The organism is Streptomyces violascens (genome assembly GCF_014649955.1).
Taxonomy (GTDB): Bacteria; Actinomycetota; Actinomycetes; order Streptomycetales; family Streptomycetaceae; genus Streptomyces; species Streptomyces violascens.
Map to the genome: position 1 here is coordinate 52,600 of NZ_BMUA01000011.1, position 13,607 is coordinate 66,206.

14 protein-coding genes are annotated in these 13,607 nt (G+C 70.2%); 2 read left to right on the top strand and 12 right to left on the bottom strand.

What is annotated here, in order from left to right; all coding sequences use genetic code 11:
• Nucleotides 1–2 precede the first annotated feature (2 nt).
• Nucleotides 3–392, bottom strand: coding sequence for a phosphoribosyltransferase family protein (locus tag IE206_RS21980; protein WP_189964931.1), 390 nt, complete (start codon nucleotides 390–392; stop codon nucleotides 3–5).
• A 688-nt stretch (nucleotides 393–1,080) separates the two neighbouring features.
• On the opposite strand from IE206_RS21980, the gene IE206_RS21985 reads away from it, so the two are divergent.
• A complete protein-coding gene (locus IE206_RS21985; RefSeq protein ID WP_189964609.1) occupies nucleotides 1,081–1,689 on the top strand; it encodes a TetR/AcrR family transcriptional regulator in 609 nt (202 codons plus the stop codon).
• A gap of 158 nt (nucleotides 1,690–1,847) precedes the next feature.
• Here IE206_RS21985 and IE206_RS21990 read toward each other — a convergent pair whose 3' ends face one another.
• The gene (locus tag IE206_RS21990) at nucleotides 1,848–2,162 is read right to left on the bottom strand and encodes a hypothetical protein (protein WP_189964611.1); all 315 of its coding nucleotides are present in this window, start codon (nucleotides 2,160–2,162) and stop codon (nucleotides 1,848–1,850) included.
• 263 nt (nucleotides 2,163–2,425) lie between these two features.
• Between IE206_RS21990 and IE206_RS43200 the strand changes: the two genes are divergently transcribed.
• On the top strand, nucleotides 2,426–2,557 hold the full coding sequence (locus IE206_RS43200; RefSeq protein WP_264198710.1) for a hypothetical protein: 132 nt from the start codon (nucleotides 2,426–2,428) through the stop codon (nucleotides 2,555–2,557).
• Nucleotides 2,558–2,644: 87 nt separating this feature from the next.
• Here IE206_RS43200 and IE206_RS21995 read toward each other — a convergent pair whose 3' ends face one another.
• The 10 genes from IE206_RS21995 to IE206_RS22040 all read right to left on the bottom strand — a co-directional run bounded on the left by IE206_RS21995 (nucleotide 2,645) and on the right by IE206_RS22040 (nucleotide 13,472).
• Complete coding sequence (locus IE206_RS21995) at nucleotides 2,645–3,922, bottom strand: LCP family protein (protein ID WP_373300963.1); 1,278 nt, start codon at nucleotides 3,920–3,922, stop codon at nucleotides 2,645–2,647.
• 90 nt (nucleotides 3,923–4,012) lie between these two features.
• Nucleotides 4,013–6,121, bottom strand: coding sequence for a bifunctional polysaccharide deacetylase/glycosyltransferase family 2 protein (locus IE206_RS22000; protein ID WP_189964615.1), 2,109 nt, complete (start codon nucleotides 6,119–6,121; stop codon nucleotides 4,013–4,015).
• On the bottom strand, nucleotides 6,118–6,498 hold the full coding sequence (locus tag IE206_RS22005) for a hypothetical protein (RefSeq protein WP_189964617.1): 381 nt from the start codon (nucleotides 6,496–6,498) through the stop codon (nucleotides 6,118–6,120). The genes IE206_RS22000 and IE206_RS22005 overlap by 4 nt, the downstream gene beginning before the upstream one ends.
• Nucleotides 6,499–7,260: 762 nt before the next feature.
• Nucleotides 7,261–7,476, bottom strand: coding sequence for a DUF6243 family protein (locus tag IE206_RS22010; RefSeq protein ID WP_189964620.1), 216 nt, complete (start codon nucleotides 7,474–7,476; stop codon nucleotides 7,261–7,263).
• A gap of 159 nt (nucleotides 7,477–7,635) precedes the next feature.
• A complete protein-coding gene (locus IE206_RS22015; RefSeq protein ID WP_189964622.1) occupies nucleotides 7,636–8,223 on the bottom strand; it encodes a hypothetical protein in 588 nt (195 codons plus the stop codon).
• Nucleotides 8,223–9,392: an ROK family glucokinase gene (locus tag IE206_RS22020; protein ID WP_189964624.1), complete on the bottom strand. Its 1,170-nt coding sequence runs from the start codon at nucleotides 9,390–9,392 to the stop codon at nucleotides 8,223–8,225. Before IE206_RS22020 ends, IE206_RS22015 begins: the two co-directional genes overlap by 1 nt.
• Before the next feature lie 75 nt (nucleotides 9,393–9,467).
• A complete protein-coding gene (locus IE206_RS22025) occupies nucleotides 9,468–10,325 on the bottom strand; it encodes an ATP-binding cassette domain-containing protein (protein WP_189964626.1) in 858 nt (285 codons plus the stop codon).
• Nucleotides 10,322–11,359 (bottom strand): ABC transporter permease, encoded by a 1,038-nt coding sequence (locus IE206_RS22030; protein ID WP_189964628.1) that lies wholly within the window; start codon nucleotides 11,357–11,359, stop codon nucleotides 10,322–10,324. Before IE206_RS22030 ends, IE206_RS22025 begins: the two co-directional genes overlap by 4 nt.
• Entirely contained in the window at nucleotides 11,356–12,369 is a 1,014-nt protein-coding gene (locus IE206_RS22035; protein WP_373300964.1) for a sugar ABC transporter substrate-binding protein, read from the bottom strand. Before IE206_RS22035 ends, IE206_RS22030 begins: the two co-directional genes overlap by 4 nt.
• Before the next feature lie 98 nt (nucleotides 12,370–12,467).
• A complete protein-coding gene (locus IE206_RS22040; RefSeq protein ID WP_189964630.1) occupies nucleotides 12,468–13,472 on the bottom strand; it encodes a substrate-binding domain-containing protein in 1,005 nt (334 codons plus the stop codon).
• Nucleotides 13,473–13,607 lie beyond the last annotated feature (135 nt).

Sequence of the window (13,607 nt, forward strand, 5' to 3'; positions counted from 1 at the left end):
CCCTACAGCAGGTCGTCGGCGGTGAATACGGAGCGGACGGGCAGACCGGCTTCGGCGATGGCGCGGCTTCCCCCGCGGTCGACGAGCAGGACCACGCCGGCCACTTCGGCTCCTTCCGCGCGCGCGGCCTCGACCGCGGTCAGGAGCGAGCCGCCGGTGGTGGAGGTGTCCTCCACCAGAAGCACCCGCCGCCCGGCCAGGTCGACTCCCTCGGTGCGGCGGCCCAGGCCGTGCTTCTTGGCTTCCTTGCGGATGGCGACGGCCGGCAGCGGCCTGCCGTTCTTGTGGGCGGCGGCCATGGCGGCGACGGCGATGGGTACAGCTCCGAGGACCAGGCCGGCGACGCAGTCGTAGTCCCAGTCCTGGGTGTGTTCCAGGACGGCGTTGCCGATCCAGGATCAGCGCCGCCCAGTTGCTCAGGACGATGCCTCCTCCAAAGGTCACGGTGTGCACCGCCGCCAGGCGGTACAGCTCCGAGTCCTTCACGACGGACCGCCGTGCCCCCTCGGGTCCGGGGCGCACGCCCCGGCCCGGCGAAGGCGCGGTCGCCAGGCATGCGAGGAGGCCGGCCGCGGCGAATACGACGCTGGTGATCCAGACGGACCGCCATGCCAGTGCCCCTGCCACCCCGACGCCTCGCGGACCGATCCGGTCCACCAGGGCGCCGGCCGGGATCTGGCAGAGCGCGTAGGCGGCCGCGAACGCGGTGGTGAAGATCCCCACCGTTGCGAGATCCACCCGGTAGGCGTCCGCCATCCCCGAGGCGATGGCCCCCACCGCGGTGAGCGACCAGCCGGCCATCCCGCCCAGCAGGCAGGCAGCCGTGATGCCCCGGATCACCCCGAAACGATGACTGAGCAACTTCGCCTCAGACACACGCATACCTATCGCCGGCGCGGGCAAAGACAAAGTAAAGGTCTGGGCCTGCCACCGCTCCGCCAGCCGCAGAGCGAGGTCGCGGCAACGGCCGGGGTTGTGCCGGCAAGGCCCACCCCTTCTCTTCTCTCCTCCGGTCTCTCCTCCGGAACACAAATGCGACGCGACGTCGCGTCGCACATATTGGCATGGAGAATGGCTCTCATGTCAAAACCGAGAGAGCGGGACCACATCGCGCTAGGCAGCGCCGAGGGGCCACGCGGACGCGAAGCAATCCTCAAAGCCACCTTGGACGTGCTGGCAGAACAGGGGTATCAGCGCCTGGCCATGGAACAGGTCGCCACCCGCGCCGGCGTCCACAAGGCGACGCTCTACCGCTGGTGGCCGTCGAAGGGGAATCTCGTCGGCTGGGCGCTGGGGGCCACCCTGTCCACCGGCCCGGTGCCCGACACCGGAAACACCCGCGACGACCTCATCGCCTGGCTCCAGGGGACGATCTCCAACTACACCTCGACACCCGCCGGAACGGCGCTTCCAGCCCTGTTGAGTGACCTCGCCCACGAGCCCGGCACCCTCGCAGGGTTCCGTCGGCACTTCCTGGACGAACGCCGCGCCAACTGCGAAGTCCTGATCAACCGCGGCGTGGAGCGCGGAGACATTCCGGCCGATGTCGACGTCGAGATCTTCATGGACATCCTCGCGGGACCGGTCTTCTACCGGCAGGTGGTCACAGGCGTGGTCTTCGTCGAGGATCTCCCCGAGAAAATCGTGGACCTGCTCCTGTCGGGCCGAACCCCCCGACGTACAGAGTGAGTTGGCCTGCCCCTCGGTCAACCGGAAAACAAAGGGCGGCCCCAGGTCAACGAGCCGACTGAAACCCGCCGCGCGCGCAAGGTTCCCCCTCTCCCACCACCCAGGCACCGAGCAGTGGCATCCCGCCGAACTACCCCGACAACAACCGGGGGCGCCAGTCAGGCGAGATGGCACCAAGGGACGAGAGCGCTGCCCGCCAAAAGGCCACCGCCGTCGAGCACGCGCTCAACGAGCTTCGCGTGCAGGGGAGCATCAGCCCGGCAGATGTACGTCCCGTCCTCGTACGCATCGCCGGTCCCGTCCATCTCTCTGTGGGTGATCTGCTGGTCGCCATCGCGATGTCCAGGACGGAAGGCAGCAACTACGGCATCCGGACCGGCAATACGGCCTGCGTCACCGGGGCTGTCACCAAGGACCGCGTACGGGCTGGCGCTCGCCGCCACCGTGGTCATCGCCCTGTCGGGCTGCACCACTGATCAGCAGGATCGCGGCGGCCCCACCAGCACACTCGGCCCCACCGGAGCCCTGCGGCACCGCTTCGACACGCGCCCGTGACCGTCCCGTCGTCAGGGCACGTGGGCGTCCGGAGTTGAGCGGGGCCGGCAACACCGGAGACGTCCAGTTGGGCCCATCCACCCGCCGGCATGCCCACGGGCTGTCCGTGGGCCCTGCGGCAGATGGAGCACAACCCCTTCACCGTCTCGTACTCCATCGCTCCGCCCCCTTCCTGAGGGACATGGCGACGAGAAGCCCAGTCCTCCTCGGCTTGGAGGCGGAGGACGAACTCGGCAACGAGTACGCGGACGGGGACGGGGACGGCGCGTTCGGCCCCGCCGCCGACGGCTCCCGCCGAGTGCCCGTCTGGTAGCCGCGGTGGTGCGGTTCGGCCTCCGGGGTGAGGACGGCGATCTGCCGGCCTCCTTCCGCCGTGGCCAGGACGTCGGCGACGATGGGTTCAGGGGCGGGGCGGGTTCCCCGTCTCGGTCACCGGCCGGTCATGCCGCAGCTCGTCGAACAACTGCACCGACCTCATGGGGTCCCACTTCAGTACGTTGCCCTTGGGGGTGGGGACGCCCATCCCGGACACGGGCACGTTGAGCTGCTTGCCGTGTCCGCCCGCGATGCTCTGTACGGCGCGGAACATCCTGCCGAGATCGCTCAGGCTCATGCCCTTGTCGACGATGAGCGTGTCGAGGCCGGCCTGCACGGCCGGACCGATCTCCAGCGGGTCGAAGAGGGTGTCGGGCTGGGCGGCCTGGTGGGCGAGGCTCGCCAGGAACTTCTGCTGGTTCCTCGACCGGCCCAGGTCGCCCTCCTTCTCCTGGTGCCGCTGACGGACGTAGGCGAGCGCCTGCTTGCCGTTCAGCGTCTGACAGCCCCGGAGCAGGTCGGCGCCCGACTTCTCGTCCTTGATGTCCCGGTCCAGGCACATCCGAACGCCGCCGACGGCGTCGACGATGTTCACGAACCCGGCGAAGCCGATCTCCGCATAGTGGTCGACACGCAGCCCTGTGTTCTTCTCGACGGTGTGCACCAGGAGTTCGGGGCCTCCGTAGGAGAAGGCTGCGTTCAGCTTGTCCCCCTCGGGCCACTTGGTCTTGCCCGTCGACGTGTCGAGGCGGCCGGGCACGGTGACCCAGGAGTCGCGCGGCAGGCTGACCATGCTGGTGCCGTGGGCCCCGGTGTGCAGCAGCATCATCGAGTCGGTGCGCCGACCGCCGCCCCCGCCGGCGTGCAGTTCCTTCGCGTCGTCCTCGGAGAGCCCGTCGCGGCTGTCCGAGCCCACGACGAGGTAGTTGGTGCCCTCTCCGGGCGGCGGACGGTCCCCGTACGCGCCGAGGTCGACGTCACGCTGGAGGCGGGTCTCGGCCCAGCCGTACGTGCCGCCCGCCGCGACAGCCACAACGGCCAGCAGAACGAGCACCGCGCGCCGCAGCCTCCTGCGCTTCTTCGGCTGCCGGGCGTGGGCGCGCCGGGGGCCGTAGCGAGAGCTGGGGCGTTCGGCGAACCGCTCACGCACGGCAGAGTCCTCCGGGGCCGCGTACAGGCCCTGGCCGACGCGCGGATCCGGATCAACGTACGGATCCGGTTCAAGGTACGGATCCGGGTCGGCGTACGGATCCGGATCGGCGTACGGCCCCCAGTGCGCAGGACGACTCACGGCATCGCCGTGCCTGCCCTGCTCCCCCGTGGGTATGGTGCGCCCGGCCCGCTGGTCAAGCGGGTCTGTCATCGTCAACTCCCTTGGTCACGTCCCAGCTCCGACTCGCGCGGCCGCTCGCCGGTTCCCCTCCTGTCGCATCCCGCCCCTCGCGGACCTGGATCACCGCGACGACAGGCTCCGCCGCGGGGGCGGCTCGTCGAGCGGATCTCCGGTCGGCGCTTCGAGGAGATACGGGTCGGCGGTTCCGGCGCGCTTCATGCTGTGCCACTTCAGGCGGGTGCCGAGCAGCGCCGTGGTCACGGAGTGAATGACCACCAGGTACATCAACTGCCGGTAGACGAACTGCTGGAGCGGCAGCACCCACAGCACGCGCAGCCGTTCGCGGTCGAGCCGCAGCGCGTACACGGCGGTGACCAACTGGACGGAGAGGAACCCGAACCAGACCAGGGCTGCCTCCCCGGGGTCGCGGAACAGCGCCCCGAACAGAGCGAACATGTCCACGACCGGTGCGCACAGCGGCAGCGCGATCTGGAACAGCGTGACGTAGAGCAGCACGCGACGGCCGAAGCGTCCGGCGGGGCCGACCTCCGTCACCGCGTGACGGTGTTTCCACATCGACTGGAGGGTGCCGTAGCACCAGCGGTAGCGCTGGCGCCACAACTGCCGCAGGGTGGTGGGCACTTCGGTCCAGGCCACCGCCGACTGCTCGTAGACCACGCGCCAGCCGGCCCGCCAGAGCGCCATCGTGAGGTCGGTGTCCTCGGCCAGGGTCTCGTCGCTGACGCCGCCGACGCCCATCAGCGCATCCCTGCGGAAGGCGCCGATCGCCCCCGGCACCGTCGGCATGCACTCCAGGACCTCGAACATCCGCCGGTCGAGGTTGAAGCCGAGTACGTACTCCAGGTGCTGCCATTTGCCCAGCAGGCGGCGCCGGTTGCCGACCTTGGTGTTGCCGCTGACCGCACCGACGGCCGGGTGGGCGAGCGGCTGGACAAGACGGGCCAGCGCCTCGGGTTCGAAGACGGTGTCCGCGTCGACCATGACGACGATGTCGTGCCGGGCGCGCGCCAGGCCGGTGTTGAGGGCGCTGGGCTTGCCGCCGTTGGGCTGCCGGATCACCGTCACCCGCGGGTCACCGATGCCCTCCGCGATGTCGGCGGTGGCGTCGGTCGAGCCGTCGTCGATCACGATGATCTCGAAGTGCGGGTGGGTGGAGGCGAGCAGCGAGTACACGGTGGAGGCGATGCCTACCTCCTCGTTGTACGCGGGCACCAGGACCGTCACCGGGTCCCGCACCTCGCGCAGCCGTGGTGCGCCGGGCCGGTACCGGTGCAGTCTGCGCACGTGGAGCCGGGCGAACACCGCGAACAGGAGCATCCGCAGGACACCGAGCACGCCGGTGAGGGTCAGCGCCCACACCATCGCCGTGAGGAAGGCGTGCCCGAGCCGCGCCGACCAGATCAGGCCCTCGCCCTTGATCTCCTGGGCGACCGGCACCCCGTCGACGAAGGCGGGGCGCCCGAGCCCGCCACTGATGGTGGTGAACCGCTTCGCCCCGGGGTCCCGCAGCAGGTCCTCGGCCTCGTGGTAGCCCAGATCGGTCTGGCTGTGCTGCGTGACCACCCCCCGCCACGGCTCGCGGTCCTTGTGGTCCGACGCGACCACCAGATACCCCTGCGCCGCCGCGCGCTGCGCGGCCGGCCACTCGGGGCCGCAGAGCGTGTCCGCAGCCGTGGTGTGCGGCAGCCGCAGCAAGGTGGTGTTGATGCCCGCCGCACCCGCGAAAGCAGCCTGGCTGAGCGACAGTTCGAGGCGCGAGCGCAGCGGCGAGGCGACACCGAGATCGCCACCGCTGTAGGTGTACGAGCCGATCTCGTGGCCCTCGTCCAGGATCCGCCGCAGCAGCTTCGGGTGCCGGGCAGCATCCTGCCCGTAGACGAAGAAGGTCGCCCGCGCGTGGTGCATGCGCAGCAGGTCGAGCAGGCGCGGCGTCCACACCGGGTCGAACCCGCCGTCGAAGGTGAGGGCGACGGTCCCCGGCGGCATGGCTGCCGTGGTGACCCCCTTGGGGCCGAACCGCAGCAGCGGCTTCCCGTCGTCCGCCTCGCGCGGGATCGGTCGGGTGCATGGCGGCTTGACGCGCGCGGCGTCGACCTGGTGGGTCGTCCAGCCCTCGAAGAGGAGAGTGACGCCGACCACCAGGAGCACCAGCAGGAGCACCAGCCAGTGTCCGCGCGGCGGGCGACGGACGGCGGCGCGCCGGCTCACTGCTTCGGGCCTCCGGCCGACGGCGGTGCGGATCTGCCGGACAGCGGGCGGCGGTAGTGGTCCGCGTGGGCGTCGGCCCGGACCGGTGTGCCGGAGCCGTGCGACGACTTGCCGGTGTCCGGGCCGGAACGCGCAGGTCCGTTCGTACTCGGCGGTTGCGTGCCGACGGGCTGCCGGAGTCCGCTGATCAGCACTCCGGCGAACAGCAGATACCCGAGGCAGGCGAGGCCCACGGCCAGCCCCACGCCTTGCAGCGTCCGCCTTCGCCAGCCCGACTGGTCGATGAAGACAGGGAGTTGAGGGGCGGCGGCCCGGGGACGCCGTGTCACCGGGGCCACGTGGGTCGCCACCACCTGGTGCGGCAGGCGTTGCGTCATGTCCCGCCCTGGGTGCTGCGCACTGCGCGCAGGGGGTAGGGGCGACGATCGCCCGTCGTGCGGTGTGCCGGCTATGTGGGGGGTGCCCTGCACTGGTGCTCCTGATCTGCGGCCGCGCACGCGCGGCTCTTTGTGTAGAGGGGTACGGCCCCCTGAGGGAGCCGCTGTCATGCCCGCGAAACGTCAGGAGCCGCATCCCGGTGCCCGGCGCGTACGGGGCCCGTACGCGCGCATGCCGTGCGCCCTTCCCGGGTGGGGCCGGGAAGGCCACGTACGCATGTGTCCCCACAAGGACCGGGAGGCCAGGGTGCAGCCGTCAGCCGTCACGCAGCCCCCGACCCTACTCGGACACCCGGGTGGCACGGCAACAGGCCACCCAGGAGCGGCAGTCGGCCGAAGGCCGTCGGCATCCTCCAGGCCGACGGACGTACGGATCATGCTGTCGGCGATGCCGCGTTCGACGGGGCCGAGGCCGTGGCGGTGACCGGCTGGGCGCCGAGGCTTTGCACACCGCCGAGGCGCAGACCTTCGCCGACAAGGTGTACGGCACGGTGTGACTGCTCGCCCGGAACGAGGCCGATGTCACCGCGCTGACGGGAGCCTGCGGCGTCGCGCGCCCGGCAGTGAGCCGGCACCTCGCGGTTTCTGGAGACCGGTGCAGCACGTGGTCGGTTCGACCGGGCCGCGAGCGGTTTGTGCAGGCGCTCGGCCGGGGTTTCCCAACCGAGCGTTGTGCGTGGGCGGCCGCTGAGCTCGGCGGCGTCAGCTCTGTGCGGTGTCGTCGCCCGTCTGCCCGGCGCCCTCGGCCGCGCCTGTCTTCTCGCGCATCTTGCGCACCAGCTCCGCCTTCTGGTCGGCTGCACCCCGGCGGTCGAGGTTGCGGTGCGGACCGTTGTTCTGCCGTTCGGTGCGGGACAGCTTCTTGCGCTGGCCGCCGCCCATGCCCACCGGGTTGTTGATGTTCTTGCTCACGGTCACGGGTTCTCCCGGTATTGATGTGAAGTGATCTACGGATTCATCGGTGAGGGCCGGGCGCGGCGAAGTCGAAGGACGTCAGCATGTGCCGGGTCGTTCCGAAGGAGGGACCGATGACACCTGCTCCACCGCAGTGAGGCGCTGCCCGGCCCCGGGGTGGGGTCAGGGGGTTGCCGTGGACACCACGAAAACGACCGGCTTGTCCGGGTCGGTCTCGTCGACGGTGATGTTCTGGGTGGGCAGCGGGTCCTTCTGGGCGTGCGTGGTGCCCGCCCAGTCATGGCCCGCCGGGAAGGTCCAGCCGACCTTCAGGGCGTCCTCGGGGGCGATCGTCACGTCGCCGGGCTTGAGGGCGGCCGTGCTGGTGCCGCCGTCCTTCATGAACTCCGCGAGGCCCGCCGCACTGGTCTTGAACTGGACGTACAGCTTGCTGACCTTCCAGCTGTTCGTCTCGTAGTAGGCGACGGAGACCGCGTCGTCGGGGACGGGCACGTCGTAGATGCGCCGCTGGGTCTTGGACGGCCAGTCGTTCTGGAGGCCGTGCGCCGAGGCTTCGGACTCCTTGTCGCGGCCGCTGGTGCGGCTCTGCTCGGCGGAGATCGCCAGATATCCGGCGGGCACCCCGATGAGCAGCACGATGATCACCGCGGTGATCCAGCGCCGCCGGATCATGTGCCGGCGGGTCTCCGGGGGCTTCTCGTCCGGCGGCGGGGACTGGCGCGGCACCGCGGGGCGGTCGGACGGTGTCATCAGTCGGATCCCTGGGTGGTGCGGGTGGTGCCCGTCCTGCGGACGGCTTCGGCGGCCTTGGCGTACCGCTCGTAGCGCTCGACGCGGCGGCGGTTGGCCCGGCGGAAGCGGCGGGCCACGAGCCGGGCGAGGTCGGCGGCGCCGACCATACCCGCCTCGGGGCCCAGCTGAGCCTTGGCGATCCGCGCCTCGGGGCGGTAGCCGCGGCCGGTGAGGTGGCGCCTGAAGGCGTCCCTTGCGGGGGCGATCAGGAGGTCGTCGGCGGCGCTGACGCCCCCGCCGATGACGAAGCAGGAGGGATCGAGCGCGGCCGCCAGGTTGGCGATGCCGACGCCGAGCCACTGGCCGATGTCCTGGAGCAGTTCGACGCACATGGCGTCGCCCTCGCGGGCCAGCTCGGTGATGAGCGGCCCGGTGATCTCGGGGATGTTCCCGCCGACCCGCTCGATGATGTTGTACGCCACCGGGGAGTCGGCCGTGGCGAGCTCGCGGGCCTCGCGGACCAGGGCGTTGCCGGAGCTGTACTGCTCCCAGCAGCCGCGGTTGCCGCAGGCACAGCGGTGACCGCCGGGCACGACCTGCATATGGCCGAACTCGCCCGCCACCCCGTACTTGCCGCGCTTGACCTGGCCGTCCTCCAGGATCGCGCCGCCGATGCCGGTGCCAAGGGTGATCATGACCAGGTGGTCCTCGCCGCGCCCTGCGCCGAAGCGCCACTCGGCCCAGGCGGCCGTGTTGGCGTCGTTGTCGACCATCACCGGCACCGCGAGGCGGGCCTGGAGGGCGTCGCGCAGCGGCTCGTTGCGCCAGGCGAGGTGCGGGGCGAACAGGATGGTGGAGCGGTCGGCGTCGACCCAGCCGGCCGCGCCGATGCCGACCGCGTGCACGTCGTGCCGGTCGGAGAGGTCGAGGACCAGCTCGGTGATGGTGTCCTCGACGACCTTGGGGCTCTTGGACTTGTCCGGGGTCTCCGTGCGGAGCTTCTCCAGGATGTTCCCGTCCGCGTCCACGACGCCGGCCATCACCTTCGTACCGCCGATGTCGATGCCGACGGTGGGAACCCGGGGGGCCGTCAGGTGCGAACGGCGTTCCCGGGTGCCTACGGTGCGCAGCACGGTGGCCCGGGCGGAACCCCGGTGGGCTAGGGCGAAGTCGCGGTACGTGGTCATCGGGGCCGATTCTGCCACCCCTGGGGGTGGCGGACCGTGCGCCGGGGGCCGCCCCGGTGACCCGGGGCGGCCTGCTCACTCCTTGTCGGACGGCCCGCCGAGGTGGCCGGGGTCGGGGGCCCGCTGGAGTTCGTGGCTGAGCTCTTCGAGCTCGCTGCCGCCCGCCATCTGGCGGGTGAGCTCGTCCAGGGTGATGTCCGAGCGCAGGTGGCTGCCGGTCATCGTGCCGCGCTTGAGCAGGACGAAACGGTCGCCGACGAGGTAGGCGTGGTGCGGGTTGTGCGTGATGAGAACCACGCCGAGCCCGGCATCCCGGGCGGCCGCCACGTACTTCAGGACGACGCCGGACTGCTTCACGCCGAGGGCCGCGGTCGGCTCGTCGAGGACGAGGACCTTGGCGCCGAAGTAGACGGCGCGCGCGATGGCGACGCACTGGCGCTCGCCGCCGGACAGGGTGCCGATCGGCTGGTCGACGTCGCGCAGGTCGATGCCCATGCGGAGCAGCTCCGCGCGGGTGGTGGCGCGCATCTTCTCGACGTCGAGGCGCTTGAAGGGTCCCTTGCCCTTGGTGGGCTCGGAGCCGAGGAAGAAGTTGCGCCAGACCGGCATCAGCGGGACCACGGCCAGGTCCTGGTAGACGGTGGCGATGCCCCGGTCCAGGGCCTCGCGGGGATTGTTCAGCGAGACGTCCTCGCCCTCGATGCGGAAGCCGCCGGCGTCGTGCCGGTGCAGCCCCGCGATGATCTTGATGAGGGTGGACTTGCCGGCTCCGTTGTCGCCCAGTACGCAGGTGATCTCCCCGGCGTGCACCTCCAGGGAGACGCCCTCCAGGGCGCGGATGTTGCCGTAGTACTTGCTGACGTCGTCGAGCTCGACGAGCGCGGTGCGCCCGTCCGTCTTCTCCGGGGCCGTCTTCTCAGGGGTGGTTGTCATGCTGTCGCCTCCGCCCGCTTGCGCACCCACGCGTTGAGGAGGGTGGCGAGCAGGAGCATCGCTCCGAGGAAGAACTTGAACCAGTCCGGGTTCCACTCCGCGTACACGATGCCCTTGCTGGTCATGCCGAAGATGAAGGCGCCCACGGCCGAGCCGATCGCCGAGCCGTAGCCGCCGGTGATCAGGCAGCCGCCGATGACGGCCGCGATGATGTAGATCAGCTCGTTGCCGACGCCCTCGCCGGACTGCACCACGTCGAACGAGAACAGCAGGTGCTGACCGGATACCCAGGCCGCGAACGCGACGCCCATGTAGAGGCCGATCTTCGTCTTGAAGACCGGTACGCCGACCGCGCGGGCCGCGTCCGCCTCGCCGCCGACCGCGAAGATCCAGTTGCCGAAGCGGGTCCGCAGCAGGATCCAGGTGGCGACCGCGACCAGCGCGAACCACCACAGGATGGTGACCTTCAGGTCGACGGAGCCGACGGTCAGCTGGGAGGCGAAGAGCTTCTTCGCCGATTCGAAGCCCTCCATGTCGGCGATGGACTTCGTCGAGACCGTGCCGCTGATCAGCTTGGTGAAGCCGAGGTTGAGGCCGGTCAGCATCAGGAACGTACCGAGCGTGATGATGAAGCTCGGGAGCTTGGTGCGGGTCAGCATGAAGCCGTTGAACGCGCCGATGGCGAGGGTGACCAGGAGCGAGACGCCCACGCCCACCCAGACGTTGGCCGTCATCTGGTAGCTGAACATCGAGGAGACCAGGGCCGAGGTCGTCACCAGGACACCGGCCGACAGGTCGAACTCGCCGCCGATCATCAGCAGCGCGACCGGCACCGCCATGATGCCGATCGTCGAGGCCGCGTACAGGACCGTGGAGAGGCTGGAGGGCTGCAGGAAGCTTCCGGCGACGACCGAGAAGAAGAGGAAGACGGCGCCGGCGCCGACCACCGAGCCGAGTTCGGGACGGCCGATGATCTTGCGCCAGACCGAGCGGCGCAGCAGCCGCTCGTCCTCGGCGATGTCTGTCGCGCTCATCGCGTCCCCCGCTTCGTGTACTCCTCCAGCTTGGCGGCCTGGTCCTTGGTGATGATCTGCGGCCCGGTCAGGACCGGGAGCCCACCGCCGAGGACGTCGGCGTTGTACTTGTAGAGCCAGAGCAGGTCCACCGCCTCGTACCCCTGGAGGTAGGGCTGCTGGTCGACGGCGAAGCCGAGCGTGCCGGCCTCCAGGGCCGTGGCCACCTTGGCGTTGAGGTCGAAGGTGTCGATCTCGGCGGAGCTGCCGGCCGACTGCTTGGCCTTGACGGCCGTGTCCGCGAAGGGAGCGCCGAGGGTGACCACCGCGTCGATGGACGGGTCGGCCTGGAGCTTGGCCTCGATGGAGGACTGCACGTCGGGCATGCTGGTGCCGGTGACGTAGAGGTTCTGGACCTCGCCCTTGAACGTCTTCTTGGTGCCCGCGCAGCGCTGTTCGTGGCCGACGTTGCCCTGCTCGTGCAGGACGCACAGGGCCTTCTTCCTACCGCGCTTGCTGAGCTCGTCGCCGACGGCCTCGCCCGCGATGGTCTCGTCCTGGCCGATGTGGGTGAGCGCCCCGAACTCCTTGGACTTCTCCGAGCCCGAGTTCACGGTGATCACCGGGATGCCGGCCTTCTCGGCCTTGGCCACGACGTCTTTGAGGGCGTCCGGCTTTGCGAGCGTGACGATGAGGCCGTCGACCTTCTGGTCGATGGCGGCCTGCACGAACTGCGCCTGCTGCTGACCCTGGTCGCTGTGCGAGTAGAGGAAGTCGATGTTGTCCTTGACGGCGGCCTGCTTGGCGCCGTTCTGGACGATGTCCCAGAACGTGTCGCCGTCGCCCGAGTGGGTGACCATCGCGATCTTCCAGCGGGGCGTGTCCACCGCGGCCCTGCCCTGGGCCTGCGCGGACTTGCGCGCGTCCTCGGCGCGCTTGCCGCCGGTGCTGCTGCACCCCGCCAAGGAGGCCCCGAGCACCGCTGCCAGCACCGCGCCCATGACGCGTACCCCTGTCCGAACCCTTGCCACGACGCCGTGCCCTTCTTGCTGTACCACCGGGTGCCTCCGGGGCTGGTTCAGGCCTGCCCCGGCCGCCCAAGTATGGGTCACGCCGGGTCGCCGGGCGATCATCGGGTACCGCGGGCGGTGTACTTCTCCAGCGTCGGCACGTCCTTCTCGGTGACGATCGCGGGTCCGGTCAGGACCGGCCGGCCGCCGCCGATCACGTCCCCGTTGGTCTTGTTCAGCCACAACTCGTCGACGGCGAGATAGCCCTGGAGGTAGGGCTGCTGGTCGACGGCGAAGCCGATCTCCTTGGCCTTGAACTGCTTGATCACGGCCGCGTTCAGGTCGAAGGTGTCGACCTCGGCGGAGCTGTTCGCGTCGCCCTTCGCCTTGACCGCGGCGGCCGCCATCGGCGCGCCGAGCGTGACGACCGAGTCGATGTCCTTGGCCGACTGGAGCTTGGCCTCGATGGACGAGGTGGACGCGGGCGTGTTGGTGCCGTCGACATCGAGGTTCTCGACGCTGCCCCGGAAGGTCTTCTTCGCTCCCGCACAGCGCTGCTCCAGGGAGACGTTGCCCTGCTCGTGGATGACACACAGGGCCTTCTTCCTGCCCCGCTTGGTGAGCTCGTCGCCGACCGCCTCGCCGGCCACGCCCTCGTCCTGGCCGATGTGGCCGAGCGCGCCGAACTCCTTCGAGAAGTCGGCGCCGGAGTTGATCGTGACGACGGGTATCCCCGCCGCGACGGCCTTCTTGACAACGTCCTTGACCGCCTCCGGCTTGGCCAGCGTCACGACGATGCCGTCGACCTTCTGGTCGATGGCCGCCTGCACGAGCTGCGCCTGCTGCTGACCCTCCTTGTTCGCCGAGTACAGAAAGTCGACGTTGTCCTTGGCCGCGGCCTGTTTCGCGCCGCTCTGGACGATGTCCCAGAAGGTGTCGCCCTCGCCGGAGTGGGTCACCATCGCGATCTTGAGGCGGGGGGTGTTCACGCCCTTGCCGCCGCCCGGTGATCCGGAACCCTTGTCCTCGGAGCTCTTGCCCCCCGAGCTGCTGCAGCCGCCGAGCGCGAGCGTCAGTGCGGCGACGGCCACGGCCGCCGTGGTTGCCGTGCGGGGTGTGCGCATGGGTTCCGCCTTCTGTCCCGGCCGCCCGGTTGCGGCACGTGAGTTCTAGCGGCGGTTCCGCAACACCGTCAATACTTTGTCCGAACATTCTTACTCAAGAGCGTTCCGGGACCGCCCACGCCCGTCACGGGCGTA